The organism is Citrobacter sp. wls826 (genome assembly GCF_005281245.1).
In the GTDB taxonomy this organism is placed as follows: domain Bacteria; phylum Pseudomonadota; class Gammaproteobacteria; order Enterobacterales; family Enterobacteriaceae; genus Citrobacter; species Citrobacter braakii.
Genome location: NZ_SZWS01000032.1, coordinates 79,612 through 95,485 on the forward strand (window position 1 = coordinate 79,612; position 15,874 = coordinate 95,485).

Below are 15,874 nucleotides of genomic sequence, written 5' to 3' on the forward strand. Positions count from 1 at the left end.
GCTGGCGTATGGGGCTCAAAATCCTGCCGCCGGATATCAACTCCGGGCTTTATCATTTTCACGTGAATGATGATGGCGAAATTGTCTATGGCATCGGCGCGATAAAAGGCGTGGGTGAAGGGCCAATTGAAGCTATTATTGAGGCGCGCAACGAAGGCGGTTACTTCCGCGAGCTGTTTGATCTCTGTGCGCGCACGGACATCAAAAAACTCAACCGCCGGGTGCTGGAAAAGTTAATCATGTCCGGGGCGTTTGACCGCCTTGGCCCACATCGCGCGGCGTTGATGAATTCACTCAACGATGCGCTAAAAGCCGCCGATCAGCATGCGAAAGCCGAGGCAACGGGTCAGGCGGACATGTTTGGCGTGCTGGCTGAAGAGCCGGAACAAATTGAACAGTCTTATGCTAACTGTACACCGTGGCCGGAGCAGGTGGTATTAGAAGGGGAACGTGAAACGTTAGGGCTTTACCTGACGGGACACCCCATCAATCAGTATTTAAAAGAAATTGAGCGCTATGTTGGAGGCCACAGGCTGAAAGACATGCATCCGACAGAACGTGGTAAAGTCACCACGGCCGCGGGGCTCGTCATTGCTGCGCGGGTAATGGTCACCAAGCGCGGCAATCGTATCGGCATCTGTACCCTGGATGACCGTTCCGGGCGTCTGGAAGTTATGTTGTTTACCGATGCTCTGGATAAATACCAGCAATTGCTGGAAAAAGACCGCATACTTATCGTCAGCGGACAGGTCAGCTTTGATGACTTCAGCGGCGGGCTTAAAATGATGGCCCGTGAAGTCATGGATATTGACGAAGCCCGGGAAAAATATGCTCGCGGGCTTGCTATCTCGCTGACGGACAGGCAAATTGATGACCAGCTTTTAAACCGACTCCGTCAGTCTCTGGAACCCCACCGCTCGGGGACAATTCCAGTACATCTCTACTATCAGAGGGCGGATGCACGTGCGCGATTGCGTTTTGGCGCAACGTGGCGTGTCTCTCCGAGCGATCGTTTGCTAAACGATCTCCGTGGCCTTATTGGTTCGGAGCAGGTGGAACTGGAGTTTGACTAATACAGGAATACTATGAGTCTGAATTTCCTTGATTTTGAACAGCCGATTGCAGAGCTGGAAGCAAAAATCGATTCTCTGACTGCGGTTAGCCGTCAGGATGAGAAACTGGATATTAACATCGATGAAGAAGTGCATCGTCTGCGTGAAAAAAGCGTAGAGCTGACGCGTAAAATCTTCGCCGATCTTGGCGCATGGCAGGTAGCCCAGCTGGCGCGCCATCCACAGCGTCCGTACACCCTGGATTATGTCCGCCTGGCATTTGATGAATTTGATGAGCTGGCGGGCGATCGCGCCTATGCGGATGATAAAGCTATTGTCGGCGGCATCGCGCGTCTGGATGGCCGTCCGGTGATGATCATTGGTCATCAGAAAGGCCGTGAGACCAAAGAAAAAATTCGTCGTAATTTCGGCATGCCGGCACCGGAAGGCTATCGCAAAGCGCTGCGTCTGATGGAAATGGCCGAGCGTTTCAATATGCCGATCATTACTTTCATCGACACCCCAGGGGCTTATCCGGGCGTGGGTGCGGAAGAACGTGGTCAGTCTGAAGCGATTGCGCGCAACCTGCGTGAAATGTCGCGTCTGAGCGTACCGGTAATCTGCACCGTTATTGGTGAAGGTGGTTCCGGTGGCGCGCTGGCGATCGGCGTGGGCGATAAAGTGAATATGCTGCAATACAGCACCTATTCCGTTATCTCCCCGGAAGGTTGTGCCTCCATTCTGTGGAAAAGTGCCGACAAAGCGCCGCTGGCCGCAGAAGCGATGGGGATTATCGCGCCGCGTCTGAAAGAGCTGAAGCTTATCGACTCTATCATTCCGGAACCGCTGGGCGGCGCGCACCGCAACCCGGAAGTGATGGCTGCGTCCCTGAAAGCACAGCTGCTGGCCGATCTCGCCGATCTCGACGTGTTAAGCAAAGATGATTTGAAAAACCGTCGTTACCAGCGTCTGATGAGCTACGGTTACGCGTAAACTGCATTAATTCTGAAAAGGGCCACAACGCTGTGGCCCTTTTTTTTACCTGTGGTTTCACCAGGCTATGATTAACTAAGGTTTTTCCAGGAGGAACGCATGAATATCATTGCCATCATGGGACCGCATGGCGTCTTTTATAAAGATGAGCCCATCAAGGAACTTGAGCGTGCGCTGCAACAGCAGGGGTTTCAGATTATCTGGCCGCAGAATAGCGTCGACCTGCTTAAGTTTATCGAACATAACCCACGAATTTGCGGTGTCATTTTTGACTGGGATGAATACAGCCTGGATCTGTGCAGTGACATCAACCAGCTCAACGAGTATCTCCCGCTCTACGCCTTTATTAATACTCATTCGACGATGGATGTCAGCGCGCACGACCTGCGCATGGCACTGTGGTTTTTTGAGTATGCGCTGGGCCAGTCTGAAGATATTGCAACCCGCATCCGTCAGTACACCAGCGAATACCTCGATAACATCACGCCTCCTTTCACCAAGGCGCTGTTTACCTATGTGAAGGAAGGAAAGTACACCTTCTGCACGCCCGGACATATGGCGGGAACGGCGTATCAGAAAAGCCCGGTAGGCTGCCTGTTCTATGATTTCTTTGGCGGCAATACTCTGAAGGCCGACGTGTCTATTTCCGTGACTGAACTGGGTTCGCTGCTGGATCATACCGGCCCTCATCTGGAAGCGGAGGAGTATATCGCGCGCACCTTTGGCGCCGAGCAGAGCTATATGGTGACCAACGGCACCTCGACGTCGAACAAGATTGTCGGCATGTATGCCGCGCCTTCAGGCAGTACGCTACTGATTGATCGCAACTGTCATAAGTCGCTGGCGCATTTGCTCATGATGAGCGATGTGGTGCCAATCTGGCTGAAGCCTACGCGCAATGCGCTGGGGATCCTCGGCGGTATACCTCGTCGGGAATTCACCCGCGCAAGCATTGAACGCAAGGTAGAAGAGACCCCTCAGGCACTATGGCCGGTACACGCGGTGATCACCAATTCCACCTATGACGGCCTGTTGTATAACACCAACTGGATCAAGCAAACCCTGGATGTGCCCTCCATTCATTTTGATTCTGCCTGGGTGCCGTATACCCATTTTCACCCGATCTATCAGGGGAAAAGCGGGATGAGCGGCGAACGGGTGCCGGGGAAAGTGATTTTTGAAACCCAGTCAACCCACAAGATGCTGGCGGCACTATCACAGGCTTCTCTGATCCACATTAAGGGCGACTACGACGAAGAGACGTTCAACGAAGCCTTTATGATGCACACTTCCACTTCCCCGAGCTACCCGATTGTCGCGTCGATAGAAACGGCGGCGGCAATGCTGCGTGGCAATTCAGGCAAGCGGTTGATCAATCGTTCGGTGGAGCGGGCGCTGCATTTCCGTAAAGAAGTGCAGCGGCTACGCGAAGAGTCGGATGGCTGGTTCTTTGATATCTGGCAGCCGGAAAGGGTAGATGAAGCGGAGTGCTGGCCGGTAGCGCCTGGTGAAGACTGGCACGGATTTGTTGATGCTGACGCCGATCATATGTTCCTCGACCCGGTGAAGGTCACCATTCTTACGCCGGGAATGGATGAACAGGGAAATATGAGTGAAGAGGGGATCCCTGCGGCGCTGGTGGCGAAATTCCTTGATGAGCGCGGCGTCGTTGTCGAGAAAACGGGACCGTATAATCTGTTGTTCCTGTTCAGTATTGGCATTGATAAAACCCGGGCGATGGGGCTACTGCGCGGCCTGACGGAATTTAAACGCTCGTACGATCTGAATTTACGCGTGAAAAATATGCTGCCGGATCTGTATGCCGAGGATCCCGATTTCTATCGTAATATGCGTATTCAGGATCTGGCGCAGGGGATCCATAAGCTGATCCGCCAGCACGATCTCTCCGGGCTGATGCTGCGGGCATTTGATACCTTACCGGAAATGAAAATGACCCCGCACCAGGCCTGGCAGCGGCAGATCAAAGGTGAGGTCGAAACGGTGGCGCTCGATCAACTGGTGGGGCGCATTTCTGCCAATATGATTCTGCCTTATCCTCCCGGTGTGCCGCTCTTGATGCCCGGGGAAATGATCACGGCCAAAAGCCGGGCTGTACTCGATTTTCTGCTGATGTTGTGTTCAGTGGGCCATCACTATCCTGGATTTGAAACCGATATCCATGGCGCTAAACTGGGTGAAGATGGCGTGTATCGCGTGCGAGTCCTAAAAATGGCATGACGACTTGCGTGAAACCATTACGCACGAGTAACGTGCTGGCAGAAAAACGAAAGAGGCGATGACGCTATGCTGGGATTAAAACAGGTTCACCATATTGCCATTATTGCGTCGGATTACGCGGCGAGTAAGGCATTTTACTGTGATGTGCTGGGCTTTACGCTAATCAGCGAAGCCTACCGGGAAGAACGTGACTCGTGGAAGGGGGATCTGGCATTGAACGGTCAGTATGTGATTGAGCTTTTTTCTTTTCCATTTCCGCCTTGCCGTCCGAGTCGACCGGAAGCCTGCGGTTTACGCCATCTGGCGTTCAGCGTAGATGACGTGGAAAAAGCGATCGCGCATCTGGAAGCTCACCACGTGAAGTGCGAATCCGTGCGTATCGATCCGTTTACCGGCAAACGCTTTACGTTTTTTAACGATCCGGACGGATTACCGCTCGAACTGTACGAGCTGTAAGTCTTATCATTGTGGCATTAGTCTGGCAATGTGCCGGGCAATGCCCTTGTAAGTAACCATCATGACGACACTCACGCTGAACACTTCACTGCTGAATTCTCAATCGATTCTGGTCGCCTTTAGCGGCGGGCTGGATTCCACCGTGCTGCTGCATCAGCTGGTACTGTGGCGAGCGCAAAATCCTGAGGTTGCCTTGCGCGCAATCCATATTCATCATGGATTAAGCCCGCAGGCAGACAGTTGGGTTCAACACTGTGAATCGGTATGCGCACAGTGGCAGGTGCCGCTGGTGGTTGAACGGGTCCATCTTGAGGATGATGGTTTGGGCGTCGAAGCTCAGGCGCGACGCGCGCGCTATCAGGCATTTGCGCAGATCTTACTACCGGGTGAAGTGCTGATGACCGCCCAGCATCTCGACGACCAGTGTGAAACTTTTCTACTGGCGCTTAAGCGCGGCAGTGGTCCTGCCGGGCTTTCCGCCATGGGCGAAAGCTCACCATTTGCCGGAACCCAACTGATTCGACCGCTGCTGGCGCAAACGCGAGAGGCGCTTGAAGCATGGGCGCGACAGCATGAATTATGCTGGATCGAAGATGAAAGTAATCAGGATGATGCCTACGATCGCAATTTTCTCAGATTGCGCGTTACCCCCTTGCTCCAACAACGATGGCCGCACTTCGCGCAAGCCGCAGCCCGTAGCGCCGCGCTGTGCGCCGAGCAGGAGAGTTTACTGGATGAACTGCTGGCCAATGATTTAGCCGACTGCGTGACTGCCCAAGGCACACTGTTACTGGCACCGTTAATGATGATGAGTGGCGTGCGGCGTGCAGCTCTGCTTCGTCGCTGGTTGGCGGGGGTAAATGCACCGATGCCTTCCCGGGACGGGCTGGAACGTATCTGGCAGGAAGTGGCGTTGGCGCGAGAAGATGCTTCCCCCTGTTTTCGTCTAGGAGAATATGAGGTCCGTCGCTATCAGTCACAGCTATGGTGGGTTAAATCGGTCGACGGGCAAAGCGAAACCGTCATCCCGTGGTCATGCCGGGAAACGCCGTTGACGCTGCCAGCCGGGTTAGGCTCGGTGCAGCTAATCTCTGCTGGCGAATTGCGCATGCCGCAAGCAGGTGAAGCCGTCAGTATTCGTTTTAAAGCGCCAGGCGTATTGCATATTGTCGGGCGTAACGGTGGACGTAAATTAAAGAAAATCTGGCAGGAGCAGGGGATCCCGCCCTGGCGACGAGATACCACGCCGTTGTTGTTTTACGGTGAAACGTTGATTGCGGCTGCGGGGGTTTTTGTGACGCGTGAGGGTGCGGCGGTAGATGAAGAAGGTATGAGTCTGATTTGGCATGCCTGATGGCGGTGCGATTATCAGGCCTGGTCATTTAGGCCTGATAAGGCGCAAGAAAAGCTAAGATTCGCTGACGACCACGGTACCGATTTGCGGGTGGCTGAAGCTGGCAATTTTATCGAGACGAAGCTCCCGGGTTTCACCTGCGACATCTGCGACCAGATACTCCACGTTTTTGCGTGAAACCAGGTCATTCGCTTTCGCCTGCAAAACTTCGCCATCTTTTAGCGCCAGCGTCAGTAACAAATGGTTCTGGCAGGCGAGTTCAAGATTGTCGTAATCATCACAATTGATGGGTTGATACGTTTCATTCATTGACATAATCGCTCACCAGTAAGTTGGCGGCAGCATAGGCCGCTTTTTCCCTGACCGACTCTGGAAGGGCGCTGTCTGCCGCCACTTCATTAAGCACCTTCAATACGCAACCCAGCGCATCCGGGATATACCCTAAGTCTCCGCTGGCGATTTCCGCGTACCGCTTGCGTATTAACTCACAATATTTTTCCACATGCCCTCCTGTCAGCACTCTGACTTAACCGTGGATGCAAGTCTAAGCCTACGAAGATAAACTCTGTTTAGCAAGGTGACTATACCATACTCATTCAAGCAATATCAGCGCCTTGATTGAGGAGCTGTTAGCAGCCTTTTGCCGCAGTTTTCGCTACAATGAGCGCCTGATTCGAAAGGAGTTCTCTCATGGCGCTTAAAGCGACAATTTATAAAGCCGTCGTCAACGTAGCGGATCTCGACCGCAACCAGTTCCTTGATGCGGCCTTGACGCTGGCGCGTCATCCCTCTGAAACCCAGGAGCGCATGATGCTGCGCCTGCTGGCCTGGATTAAATATGCCGATGAACGGCTGCAGTTCACGCGTGGCCTGAGTGCTGAAGACGAGCCTGAAGCATGGCTGCGTAACGACCATCTGGGCATCGATCTCTGGATTGAACTGGGTCTGCCGGATGAGCGTCGTATTAAAAAAGCCTGTACCCAGTCTGGTGAGGTTGCTCTGTTTACTTACAACAGCCGTGCGGCCCAGATCTGGTGGCAGCAAAACCAGAACAAGTGTGCGCAGTTTAAAAATCTCACCGTGTGGTATCTGGATGATGAACAGCTGGCGCAACTGAGTGATTTTGCTGGTCGTACAATGGCGCTGCAGGCAACTATCCAGGATGGCGCTATCTGGCTGTCTGATTCTCAGAACAATCTGGAAATTCATCTGACCGCGTGGCAGCCGCGTTCATGATTGTTATCTCCCGAAACGTCTCTATCCCTGACAGTGAGCTGGAAATCACGGCGATTCGGGCACAGGGCGCGGGCGGTCAGCACGTTAACAAGACCTCCACGGCTATCCATTTGCGCTTTGACATTCGGGCCTCAGGCCTGCCAGAGTATTACAAGGAACGTCTGCTGGCCGCCAGCCATCATCTGATTAGCAGCGATGGCGTTATTATCATAAAGGCGCAGGAATACCGTAGCCAGGAGCTAAATCGGGAAGCGGCAATCTCCCGACTGGTGGCGGTGATAAAAGAATTAACCGCGGTGCAAAAAAGCCGACAGGCAACACGTCCTACGCGCGCCTCGAAAGAGCGCAGGTTGTCATCGAAGGCGCAAAAATCCACAGTGAAAGCACTGCGTGGGAGAGTTCGTCGAACGCAAGACTGACGAGCGGGAATAAAAAATTATAAGGAATTCATAGTGAAAACAGCAATATTGTCCGTGGTCGCTGCATGCACGCTTTTTTCCTTGATCGGCTGTAACAACCGTACTGAAGTCGATGTACTACAGCCGACGTGGGCGGCAGAATTAAAACCGATGCAGCAAAGCTGGCGTGGCATTTTGCCTTGCGCGGACTGCGAAGGAATTGAAACCTCTCTGTTCCTGGAAAAAGACGGCACATGGGTGATGAATGAACGCTATCAGGGCGTGCGAGATGAACCGTCCTCCTTTGCTTCTTATGGTACATGGGCGCGCACTGCCGATAAGCTGGTGCTGACTGACAGCAAAGGTGAGAAGTCGTACTACCGGGCAAAAGGTGAAGCGCTGGAGATGCTCGATCGTGAAGGTAACCCGATTGAGTCACAGTTCAACTACACGCTTGAGCCAGTTTCCGCCAGCTTACCGGTGACGCCAATGCCGATGCGGGGGATGTACTTCTATATGGCTGACGCGGCAACCTTCACAGATTGTGCGACGGGTAAAAGAGTCTCTGTCGCGAACAATGCACAACTGGAGCGAGATTATCTGACTGCGCGTGGTGCAACGGATAAGGCAGTTCTGCTTACTGTGGAAGGGCACTTCACGATGGAAGAAAATCCTGATACGGGCACACCAGTGAAAACCTTAAGAGCGGATAAAGAAATTAAGTTTATCCCTGGCCAGAGTTGCGATGATTAATCTGCAGCTTATAAAAACCGTCCGGCGATCGCCCGGACAGTTTTTCCTTATCGGATCAATCCAACAAAACGGCTGGTTTTGATATAAATCCCTAACTTCAGGTGGCCGATATACTGTAGCTGTGTTTCAGACTTAAAAGCGGAAATGTCACCTTCGCGCATATGCATCAGGTCGGAAGGGCTAATCCAACCCGGCTGCGCCATTGTTAGCGGATGCCCGGCTGTGGCAAACGCATCGGTTACGAATTCGGAGCAAAACCACGCCTTCTTTTCTCCTTCGCTGGTATTGTTCAACTGTGCTTTTGCCAGCCCGCTGACGCATTGCTGGCGAAAATCCTCTGAGAAAGGATTCAATGAACATATTTGCCGGGTCACCATAAACGGAATAAATTCGACGATGCCGCGGTAGTTATAGCCGCTATCTTTGATTTTATAAGCGAATGTTTTGATTTCTTCGGCCTGCTGCGGTGTGAGGTTGGGGACCCGCAGAGCAAAAAGCTTATCGCTGTGATTTTCAGCCTTTTTAAGCGAAATGATTTGTACTCCCGCCCCAGTCGCTTCGGCAACTTCATTATCGCCAAGGTAAACGGCGACATGGCTGACAGAAGAGGTGCTGAACGCGCGAATACCAAATGAGGTCACCCCAAGACTGGAGGAGAACAGCAGGTCGCCCGGCCTGAGGTCGGTATCCGTAATTTCATGCAGCGCTTGATCGGTAAATGAGCTTTGATGCTGGAGTTTTACCTCCCATTTCTTTGCCTGGGCATCAACAGCCGTTGCTGATGAATTTTGCTGACTGACGTCAATCGTGCAGGCTGAAAGCAGAAGACCGAAGGGGAGGAGCAGGCGGTAATACGCCGTTGGTTTAGCCATTTTATACAATCCATGTAAAAAAGGCCCTGATCCTCAGGGCCTTATGCTGGTATTAGCCTTTAATAGCTTTGACCAGGTAGTCGACGATGTCGCCGGTTTTAATCAGCTCTTTCTCGCCGTTACGACGGTATTTGTATTCGATATCGTCGTTGTCGAGGTTACGGTCGCCCAGCACGATGGTATGCGGAATACCGATGAGCTCCATATCAGCAAACATCACGCCTGGACGCTCTTTACGATCGTCCATCAGCACTTCAATACCCTGCGCGCGCAGCTCCGCGTACAGCTTCTCAGCCAGCTCCTGCACACGGTAGGATTTGTGCATGTTCATCGGCAGAATAGCAACCTGGAACGGGGCAATGGCGTCTGGCCATACAATGCCGCGATCGTCGTAGTTCTGTTCAATCGCAGCAGCCACAACGCGAGTGACCCCGATACCGTAGCAGCCCATGGTCAGCGTCTGGTTACGACCATCTTCTCCCTGAACGGCGGCTTTCATCGCTGCAGAGTACTTGGTACCCAACTGGAAGATGTGACCCACTTCGATACCGCGTTTGATCATCAGCGTACCTTTGCCATCCGGGCTTGGGTCGCCGGCGACCACGTTACGAATGTCAGCCACTTCCGGGGTGGCAACGTCGCGATCCCAGTTGATACCGAAATAGTGTTTACCGTCGATGTTGGCACCGGCAGCAAAATCGCTCATTACCGCAACGGTACGGTCGATAACCACCGGAATCGGCATGTTCACCGGACCCAGAGATCCAGGACCTGCTTTAACCAGCGCACGAATTTCTTCTTCGGTGGCGAAGGTCAGCGGGCTGGCAACCTGCGGCAGTTTTTCCGCCTTGACTTCGTTCAGCTCGTGATCGCCACGAACCAGCAGCGCAACCAGCGGGTAGCTGCTGCCTTCAACCGCTTTCACCAGCAGGGTTTTCACGGTTTTCTCGATAGGCAGGTTGAATTGTTCAACCAACTCGGCGATGGTCTTAGCGTTCGGCGTATCGACCAGCGTCATTTCCTGTGTTGCAGCGGCGCGCGGTTCTTTCGGTGCAACAGCTTCGGCAAACTCGATGTTTGCCGCATAGTCGGAAGAGTCAGAGAAGATCACATCGTCTTCACCGCTCTGCGCCAGCACCTGGAATTCGTGAGAGGCGCTGCCGCCGATAGAACCGGTATCCGCTTGTACCGCACGGAAATCCAGCCCCATACGGCTGAAGATTTTGCTGTACGCAGCGTACATCGCGTCGTAGGTTTCCTGCAGAGATTCCTGAGAGGTGTGGAAAGAGTAGGCATCTTTCATCAGGAATTCGCGGGAACGCATCACGCCGAAGCGCGGACGTACTTCGTCACGGAATTTGGTCTGGATCTGATAGAAGTTCAGCGGCAGCTGTTTGTAAGAGCTCAGCTCATTACGGATCAGGTCGGTGATCACTTCTTCATGCGTTGGGCCGAGTACGAATGAACGATCGCCACGGTCAGCAATACGTAGCAGTTCCGGGCCGTATTGTTCCCAACGGCCGCTCTCTTCCCACAGTTCAGAAGGCTGAACGACCGGCATCAACACCTCGATCGCACCGGCGTTGTTCATCTCTTCACGCACGATGTTTTCGACTTTTTTCAGGACGCGCACGCCGGTCGGCAGCCAGGTATATAACCCGGAGGCCAGCTTGCGGATCATCCCGGCGCGCAGCATCAGCTGGTGGCTGATGACCTCGGCGTCGGCAGGTGTCTCCTTCAGAGTGGAGAGCAGATATTGGCTAGTACGCATGTTGTTACGGTTCCAGTTGAACGATCGAACAGGCTCAAAATGAGCCTGGCACAAAACAAAAGTGGTTTAGTTTACCAGCGAGAAGGGGATGTCAAAAGAGTACGCGATGCAAATTAGCGGGCTTCCAGAGCAAAGACCTCAAATCCTGACGGCGTCACGCGCCAGCGGACGTTAAAGTCCAGCAACCAGACGGCATAGGTTTTGCCTTCTTCCTCGTTTTTACGGTAGGCAGGACGCGGATCCTGCGCCAGCACTTCGGCAATAAACTGACGAAGATGCGGGTAACGCTGTTCGAGCTTTGGTAGTTGCTCAGCCAGCTCTTCACTGAACGTCACGTCTACACTGGCCTGCGGCGCGTCCTGAGCATAGCTGGCGCGAGCATCTGGCAGCGATTCGGCAAACGGCAGATACGGTTTTATATCCACTACCGGCGTGCCATCAACAAGATCCAGCCCGCCGAGCTCAAGGATTACGTGCTCTTTATGGCAACGGATGCCCCGCAGCTCAACCAACGACATGCCAACAGGGTTCGGACGAAACGTTGAACGCGTGGCAAAAACGCCCATTCTGGCATTGCCGCCAAGACGGGGAGGGCGCACGGTTGGACGCCATCCACCTTCCATTGTCTGGTGAAAAACAAAAATCACCCACAAATGGCTGAAGGCTTCCAGGCCGCGAACGGCATCGGCCTGGTTATAAGGTGCGAGCAAATGCAGTTCACCGCTGGCACTTTTCACCAGACCTGGCTGGCGTGGAACGGCGAACTTTTCTTTATAAGGTGAGCGGATAACGCCTATTTGCTCGAACTGAAAATGGCTCATTTCGCCGAAATGTTCAGTGCAGAACCGATGCAAACCGCCTGGCGATAGCAACCCGGCGTTCCGCTGGTTACTTCGCAACTGTGCAGCAATACCGCATTTGCTTTCATTTTAGATGCGTTAATCTGCATGCGTTTGCGTGCGGTTGGAATGCTCGGCGGTGAATCCTGGTTGGATGCCTGGCAGGATTCGCCGCTGACTTCGCCGAGATCGCGGAACGGTTTGCCAACTAAATCTTCAGCGTTAGTAATGATTCTTACCGGCGCCGCGCGCGGTGCTTTGGGTTTTTCCGGCTCCGCTTTAGGCGGGGTAGCGGTGCTTTGAACGGGTTCAACAGGGGATCTGCTTAACATAGAACAGCCGCTCAGCATGAGTGCTACTAAACAGATCGGTAAAGCACGCATAATATTTCCTCAATGAATGATCTAAACGTCAGATATTGAATCAGGTGCTTGCATAAATGACAAGACGGGCAAGCGCCCGTCCTGATGATATTACAGATTCTGGAAACAGCCTAAAATTACCAGCCCTTAACAGCACCGCCGTTGAAGACTTTGTTTGCTGCTTCGTACACTTCGTCAGACTGGTATGCCTGAACGAATTTCTTCACATTCTCAGCATCTTTATTGTCTTCACGAGTCACGATCAGGTTTACGTACGGAGAATCTTTATCTTCAACAAAGATACCGTCTTTAGCCGGGGTCAGGCCGATCTGGCTGGCGTAGGTCGTGTTGATGACCGCCAGTGCGATTTGCGCATCGTCCAGGGAACGCGGCAGCTGCGGCGCTTCCAGTTCAACCAGCTTCAGGTTTTTCGGGTTTTCAATCACGTCCAGCGCGGTCGGCAGCAGACCAACACCGTCTTTCAGTTTGATTAAGCCCACTTTTTGCAGCAGCAGCAGGGAGCGGCCAAGGTTAGTCGGATCGTTTGGAATCGCGACCTGAGAACCTTCCTGCAACTCATCCAGTGATTTGATTTTTTTAGAGTAGCCCGCAATCGGGTAAACAAAAGTATTACCTGCGGCAACCAGTTTGTAGCCGCGATCTTTGATCTGTTGATCCAGGTACGGTTTGTGCTGGAAGGCGTTAGCATCGATATCGCCTTTGCTCAGTGCTTCGTTAGGCAGGACGTAATCGTTAAACGTGACCAGCTCAACGTCCAGACCGTATTTTTCTTTAGCCACTTTCTGCGCGACTTCTGCGACCTGCTGCTCTGCGCCAACAATAACGCCCACTTTGATGTGGTTAGGATCTTTTTCATCCTGACCGCAACCCACAAGTGCCAGAGAACCGATCAGGGCTCCAACTGCCGCAAAGGTTTTGAATTTGAACGCCATGCTTATTTCCTTTTCTTAATGAGTTTTTAGTGTTGTGTGCAACGTTATTTGTGCGTGACAGCCCGGACGATGCGATCGCCGGATAACTGAATTAAATAAACCAGAATGACGAGCAATACCAGCACTGTATTCATGACGGTAGCGTTGTAGCCAATATAACCGTACTGATAACCAATCTGGCCAAGACCACCGGCACCGACGGCACCGCCCATCGCGGAATACCCCACCAGCGTGATAAGGGTGATGGTGGCCGCATTGACCAGTCCAGGCAGTGCTTCTGGTAGTAATACCTTACGTACAATTTGCAGCGGCGTGGCACCCATTGCACGAGAGGCTTCAATCAGCCCGGTCGGGATTTCGAGCAGCGCGTTTTCCACCATACGGGCGATAAACGGCGCGGCGCCGACGGTCAGCGGGACGATAGCGGCCTGCAGCCCAATAGAGGTGCCAACGATCATGCGGGTGAACGGAATCATCCACACCAGCAAGATAATGAACGGGATGGAACGGAAAATATTCACCAGTGCAGAGAGCGTGCGGTAGAGCTTCGCGTTCTCAATGATTTGCCCCGGCCGCGTTACGTACAGCAACACGCCAACCGGCAGGCCAATCACAAAACCAAAAAAACCGGACACAAAGGTCATTGCCAGCGTTTCCCATACGCCGCGAACCAGCAGCCACATCATCGGCTCAGACATAACCCAGTACCTCTACTTTTACATGGTGTTCCTGCAACCAGTTAATGGCTGCTTGCGTATCTTCCTGTGTGCCGTGCATTTCAGTCAGCATGATGCCGAACTTCACGCCGCCGGCGTAATCCATCTGCGCGCTAATAATGTTGTTATTCACATTAAAGCGACGGGCCGTCTCAGAAAGTAATGGCGCATCAACCGAATGACCGGTGAATTCCATGCGCAGCATTGGCACGCTGTCGGCTTCTGGCTTTGCTTTTAAACGTTCCAGATAATCTTCCGGGATATCCAGGTGTAGCGTGGACTGGATAAATTTCTGTGCCAGCGGCGTTTTCGGGTGGGAGAACACTTCGCTGACGGTGTCCTGCTCAATCAGCTCACCATTACTGATGACCGCCACGCAGTCACAAATGCGTTTTACAACGTCCATCTCATGGGTAATCAGCAGAATGGTGAGTCCCAAACGACGGTTAATGTCTTTCAATAATTCCAGAATCGAGCGGGTTGTTGCCGGATCAAGTGCGCTGGTGGCTTCATCACACAGCAACACTTTTGGATTGCTGGCCAGCGCACGCGCAATCGCCACTCGCTGTTTTTGTCCGCCGGAAAGGTTGGCCGGGTAGCTGTCGTGCTTGTCGCCAAGGCCGACTAAATCCAGCAGTTCTGTTACACGGCGTTTGATCTCTTCCTTTGGCGTGTTATCCAGTTCCAGCGGCAGCGCGACGTTGCCAAACACGGTACGGGAAGAGAGCAGGTTAAAGTGTTGGAAAATCATGCCGATTTGACGGCGAGCTTTGGTCAGCTCGGATTCAGAAAGCGTCGTCAGCTCCTGGCCGCCAACCTGAACACTGCCTTCGGTTGGGCGTTCAAGTAAGTTAACGCAGCGAATGAGCGTACTTTTACCGGCACCGGAGGCGCCAATGACGCCATAAATCTGCCCAGCAGGAACGTGCAGGCTGACTTTATTTAGCGCCTGGATGGTGCGAGTCCCCTGCTGGAACACTTTGGTGATATTCGAAAGTTTAATCATTGGTTATTTATTATCGTAATTAAGTTAGCCGTGGCATTTTCGTCTGTCTGGGACGGTCGAAGCCGTCAACAAGATGGATGTTAAGGCATCCAGACGTCTAAATCAATCTAGCTTTGCACGATGAGCACTTTCTTGCCCGCCGAAACATGCGATACTAGAGCCACATGCTTTATTCAGGAGCTATAAAAGGTGGCAAAATCTGTACCCGCAATTTTTCTCGACCGCGACGGCACCATTAATGTGGACCACGGTTACGTACATGAGATTGACGAGTTCGAGTTTATCGACGGCGTTATTGATGCCATGCGTGAACTTAAAAATATGGGTTACGCACTCATTATCGTGACAAACCAGTCTGGTATCGCTCGTGGCAAATTTACTGAGGCACAGTTTGAAACGTTGACCGAATGGATGGACTGGTCGCTGGCCGATCGCGACGTTGATCTGGATGGTATCTACTATTGCCCGCATCATCCGCAGGGCACGGTAGAAGAGTATCGTCAGGTCTGCGACTGTCGTAAACCGCATCCAGGAATGTTGATCTCCGCCCGAGACTTCCTGCATATCGATATGGCCGCTTCCTATATGGTAGGCGACAAGATAGAAGATATGCAGGCAGCGGCAGCGGCGAATGTTGGAACGAAGGTTCTGGTGCGCACGGGTAAACCTGTTACGCCGGAAGCAGAAAATGCGGCAGATTTGGTCATAAATAGTCTGGCAGACCTGCCAATGGCGATAAAAAAGCAGCAAAAGTAAGCGCAATGGATAAAAGGTGAGCGGTTGAAACAAAAATGCATTTTTCCGCTTGTCTTCCTGAGTCGACTCCCTATAATGCGCCTCCATCGACACGGCGGATGTGAATCACTTCACACAAA

General features: G+C 52.7%; 18 protein-coding genes. 9 read left to right on the forward strand and 9 right to left on the reverse strand.

All coding sequences use genetic code 11. From position 1 onward, the window contains the following. From FDW87_RS22125 to tilS, 5 genes are all read left to right on the forward strand, one after another. The coding region (locus tag FDW87_RS22125; RefSeq protein WP_252363079.1) for an OB-fold nucleic acid binding domain-containing protein at nt 1-1,073 on the forward strand (1,073 nt) is incomplete at its 5' end. 12 nt (nt 1,074-1,085) lie between these two features. Next, on the forward strand, nt 1,086-2,045 hold the full coding sequence (accA, locus tag FDW87_RS08375; protein ID WP_003018513.1) for an acetyl-CoA carboxylase carboxyl transferase subunit alpha: 960 nt from the start codon (nt 1,086-1,088) through the stop codon (nt 2,043-2,045). A gap of 99 nt (nt 2,046-2,144) precedes the next feature. Next, on the forward strand, nt 2,145-4,283 hold the full coding sequence (ldcC, locus tag FDW87_RS08380; RefSeq protein ID WP_016151770.1) for a lysine decarboxylase LdcC: 2,139 nt from the start codon (nt 2,145-2,147) through the stop codon (nt 4,281-4,283). A gap of 66 nt (nt 4,284-4,349) precedes the next feature. Beyond that, nucleotides 4,350-4,739, forward strand: a complete 390-nt coding sequence (locus FDW87_RS08385; protein WP_137379623.1) for a VOC family protein — start codon at nt 4,350-4,352, stop codon at nt 4,737-4,739. Between the two features lie 61 nt (nt 4,740-4,800). Then, nucleotides 4,801-6,093, forward strand: coding sequence for a tRNA lysidine(34) synthetase TilS (tilS, locus tag FDW87_RS08390; RefSeq protein WP_137379624.1), 1,293 nt, complete (start codon nt 4,801-4,803; stop codon nt 6,091-6,093). 54 nt (nt 6,094-6,147) lie between these two features. Here the strand turns inward: tilS and rof are convergent, their stop codons facing one another. Further along, nucleotides 6,148-6,408 (reverse strand): Rho-binding antiterminator, encoded by a 261-nt coding sequence (rof, locus tag FDW87_RS08395; protein WP_047417117.1) that lies wholly within the window; start codon nt 6,406-6,408, stop codon nt 6,148-6,150. Continuing rightward, on the reverse strand, nt 6,395-6,595 hold the full coding sequence (locus FDW87_RS08400; protein WP_003018499.1) for a YaeP family protein: 201 nt from the start codon (nt 6,593-6,595) through the stop codon (nt 6,395-6,397). The genes rof and FDW87_RS08400 overlap by 14 nt, the downstream gene beginning before the upstream one ends. Before the next feature lie 188 nt (nt 6,596-6,783). On the opposite strand from FDW87_RS08400, the gene FDW87_RS08405 reads away from it, so the two are divergent. Genes FDW87_RS08405 through nlpE form a run of 3 tightly spaced genes read left to right on the forward strand, consistent with a single transcriptional unit; the run spans nt 6,784 to nt 8,480 of the window. Next, a complete protein-coding gene (locus FDW87_RS08405; RefSeq protein WP_046275338.1) occupies nt 6,784-7,329 on the forward strand; it encodes a YaeQ family protein in 546 nt (181 codons plus the stop codon). Further along, nucleotides 7,326-7,748, forward strand: coding sequence for an alternative ribosome rescue aminoacyl-tRNA hydrolase ArfB (gene arfB / locus FDW87_RS08410; RefSeq protein WP_016151775.1), 423 nt, complete (start codon nt 7,326-7,328; stop codon nt 7,746-7,748). Before FDW87_RS08405 ends, arfB begins: the two co-directional genes overlap by 4 nt. A 30-nt stretch (nt 7,749-7,778) precedes the next feature. After that, nucleotides 7,779-8,480 carry an envelope stress response activation lipoprotein NlpE gene (gene nlpE, locus FDW87_RS08415; RefSeq protein ID WP_137379625.1) on the forward strand — a complete coding sequence of 234 codons (702 nt, stop codon included), beginning with the start codon at nt 7,779-7,781 and terminating at the stop codon, nt 8,478-8,480. A 47-nt stretch (nt 8,481-8,527) separates the two neighbouring features. On the opposite strand, the gene FDW87_RS08420 is transcribed toward nlpE, so the two are convergent. From FDW87_RS08420 to metN, 7 genes are all read right to left on the reverse strand, one after another. Then, a complete protein-coding gene (locus tag FDW87_RS08420; protein WP_047417112.1) occupies nt 8,528-9,352 on the reverse strand; it encodes a YaeF family permuted papain-like enzyme in 825 nt (274 codons plus the stop codon). 52 nt (nt 9,353-9,404) lie between these two features. Continuing rightward, complete coding sequence (gene proS / locus FDW87_RS08425; protein WP_137379626.1) at nt 9,405-11,123, reverse strand: proline--tRNA ligase; 1,719 nt, start codon at nt 11,121-11,123, stop codon at nt 9,405-9,407. Nucleotides 11,124-11,236: 113 nt separating this feature from the next. Then, nucleotides 11,237-11,944 carry a tRNA (N6-threonylcarbamoyladenosine(37)-N6)-methyltransferase TrmO gene (tsaA, locus tag FDW87_RS08430; RefSeq protein ID WP_047417110.1) on the reverse strand — a complete coding sequence of 236 codons (708 nt, stop codon included), beginning with the start codon at nt 11,942-11,944 and terminating at the stop codon, nt 11,237-11,239. Then, nucleotides 11,941-12,345 (reverse strand): Rcs stress response system protein RcsF, encoded by a 405-nt coding sequence (gene rcsF / locus FDW87_RS08435; protein WP_016151780.1) that lies wholly within the window; start codon nt 12,343-12,345, stop codon nt 11,941-11,943. The genes tsaA and rcsF overlap by 4 nt, the downstream gene beginning before the upstream one ends. Before the next feature lie 116 nt (nt 12,346-12,461). Next, nucleotides 12,462-13,277 (reverse strand): methionine ABC transporter substrate-binding lipoprotein MetQ, encoded by an 816-nt coding sequence (metQ, locus tag FDW87_RS08440; RefSeq protein WP_006686809.1) that lies wholly within the window; start codon nt 13,275-13,277, stop codon nt 12,462-12,464. Between the two features lie 44 nt (nt 13,278-13,321). Beyond that, nucleotides 13,322-13,975, reverse strand: coding sequence for a methionine ABC transporter permease MetI (locus tag FDW87_RS08445; RefSeq protein WP_016151781.1), 654 nt, complete (start codon nt 13,973-13,975; stop codon nt 13,322-13,324). Next, entirely contained in the window at nt 13,968-14,999 is a 1,032-nt protein-coding gene (gene metN / locus FDW87_RS08450; RefSeq protein WP_016151782.1) for a methionine ABC transporter ATP-binding protein MetN, read from the reverse strand. Before metN ends, FDW87_RS08445 begins: the two co-directional genes overlap by 8 nt. A gap of 189 nt (nt 15,000-15,188) precedes the next feature. Between metN and gmhB the strand changes: the two genes are divergently transcribed. Next, a complete protein-coding gene (gmhB, locus tag FDW87_RS08455; RefSeq protein ID WP_016151783.1) occupies nt 15,189-15,755 on the forward strand; it encodes a D-glycero-beta-D-manno-heptose 1,7-bisphosphate 7-phosphatase in 567 nt (188 codons plus the stop codon). Nucleotides 15,756-15,874: the final 119 nt, after the last annotated feature.

Excerpts from the sequence above, each read along its gene's own strand:
- accA (WP_003018513.1), top strand. The coding sequence starts at position 1,086 with ATGAGTCTGAATTTCCTTGATTTTGAACAGCCGATTGCAGAGCTGGAA.
- ldcC (WP_016151770.1), top strand. The coding sequence starts at position 2,145 with ATGAATATCATTGCCATCATGGGACCGCATGGCGTCTTTTATAAAGAT.
- FDW87_RS08385 (WP_137379623.1), top strand. The coding sequence starts at position 4,350 with ATGCTGGGATTAAAACAGGTTCACCATATTGCCATTATTGCGTCGGAT.
- tilS (WP_137379624.1), top strand. The coding sequence starts at position 4,801 with ATGACGACACTCACGCTGAACACTTCACTGCTGAATTCTCAATCGATT.
- rof (WP_047417117.1), bottom strand. The coding sequence starts at position 6,408 with ATGTCAATGAATGAAACGTATCAACCCATCAATTGTGATGATTACGAC.
- FDW87_RS08405 (WP_046275338.1), top strand. The coding sequence starts at position 6,784 with ATGGCGCTTAAAGCGACAATTTATAAAGCCGTCGTCAACGTAGCGGAT.
- arfB (WP_016151775.1), top strand. The coding sequence starts at position 7,326 with ATGATTGTTATCTCCCGAAACGTCTCTATCCCTGACAGTGAGCTGGAA.
- FDW87_RS08420 (WP_047417112.1), bottom strand. The coding sequence starts at position 9,352 with ATGGCTAAACCAACGGCGTATTACCGCCTGCTCCTCCCCTTCGGTCTT.
- proS (WP_137379626.1), bottom strand. The coding sequence starts at position 11,123 with ATGCGTACTAGCCAATATCTGCTCTCCACTCTGAAGGAGACACCTGCC.
- tsaA (WP_047417110.1), bottom strand. The coding sequence starts at position 11,944 with ATGAGCCATTTTCAGTTCGAGCAAATAGGCGTTATCCGCTCACCTTAT.
- rcsF (WP_016151780.1), bottom strand. The coding sequence starts at position 12,345 with ATGCGTGCTTTACCGATCTGTTTAGTAGCACTCATGCTGAGCGGCTGT.
- metQ (WP_006686809.1), bottom strand. The coding sequence starts at position 13,277 with ATGGCGTTCAAATTCAAAACCTTTGCGGCAGTTGGAGCCCTGATCGGT.
- FDW87_RS08445 (WP_016151781.1), bottom strand. The coding sequence starts at position 13,975 with ATGTCTGAGCCGATGATGTGGCTGCTGGTTCGCGGCGTATGGGAAACG.
- metN (WP_016151782.1), bottom strand. The coding sequence starts at position 14,999 with ATGATTAAACTTTCGAATATCACCAAAGTGTTCCAGCAGGGGACTCGC.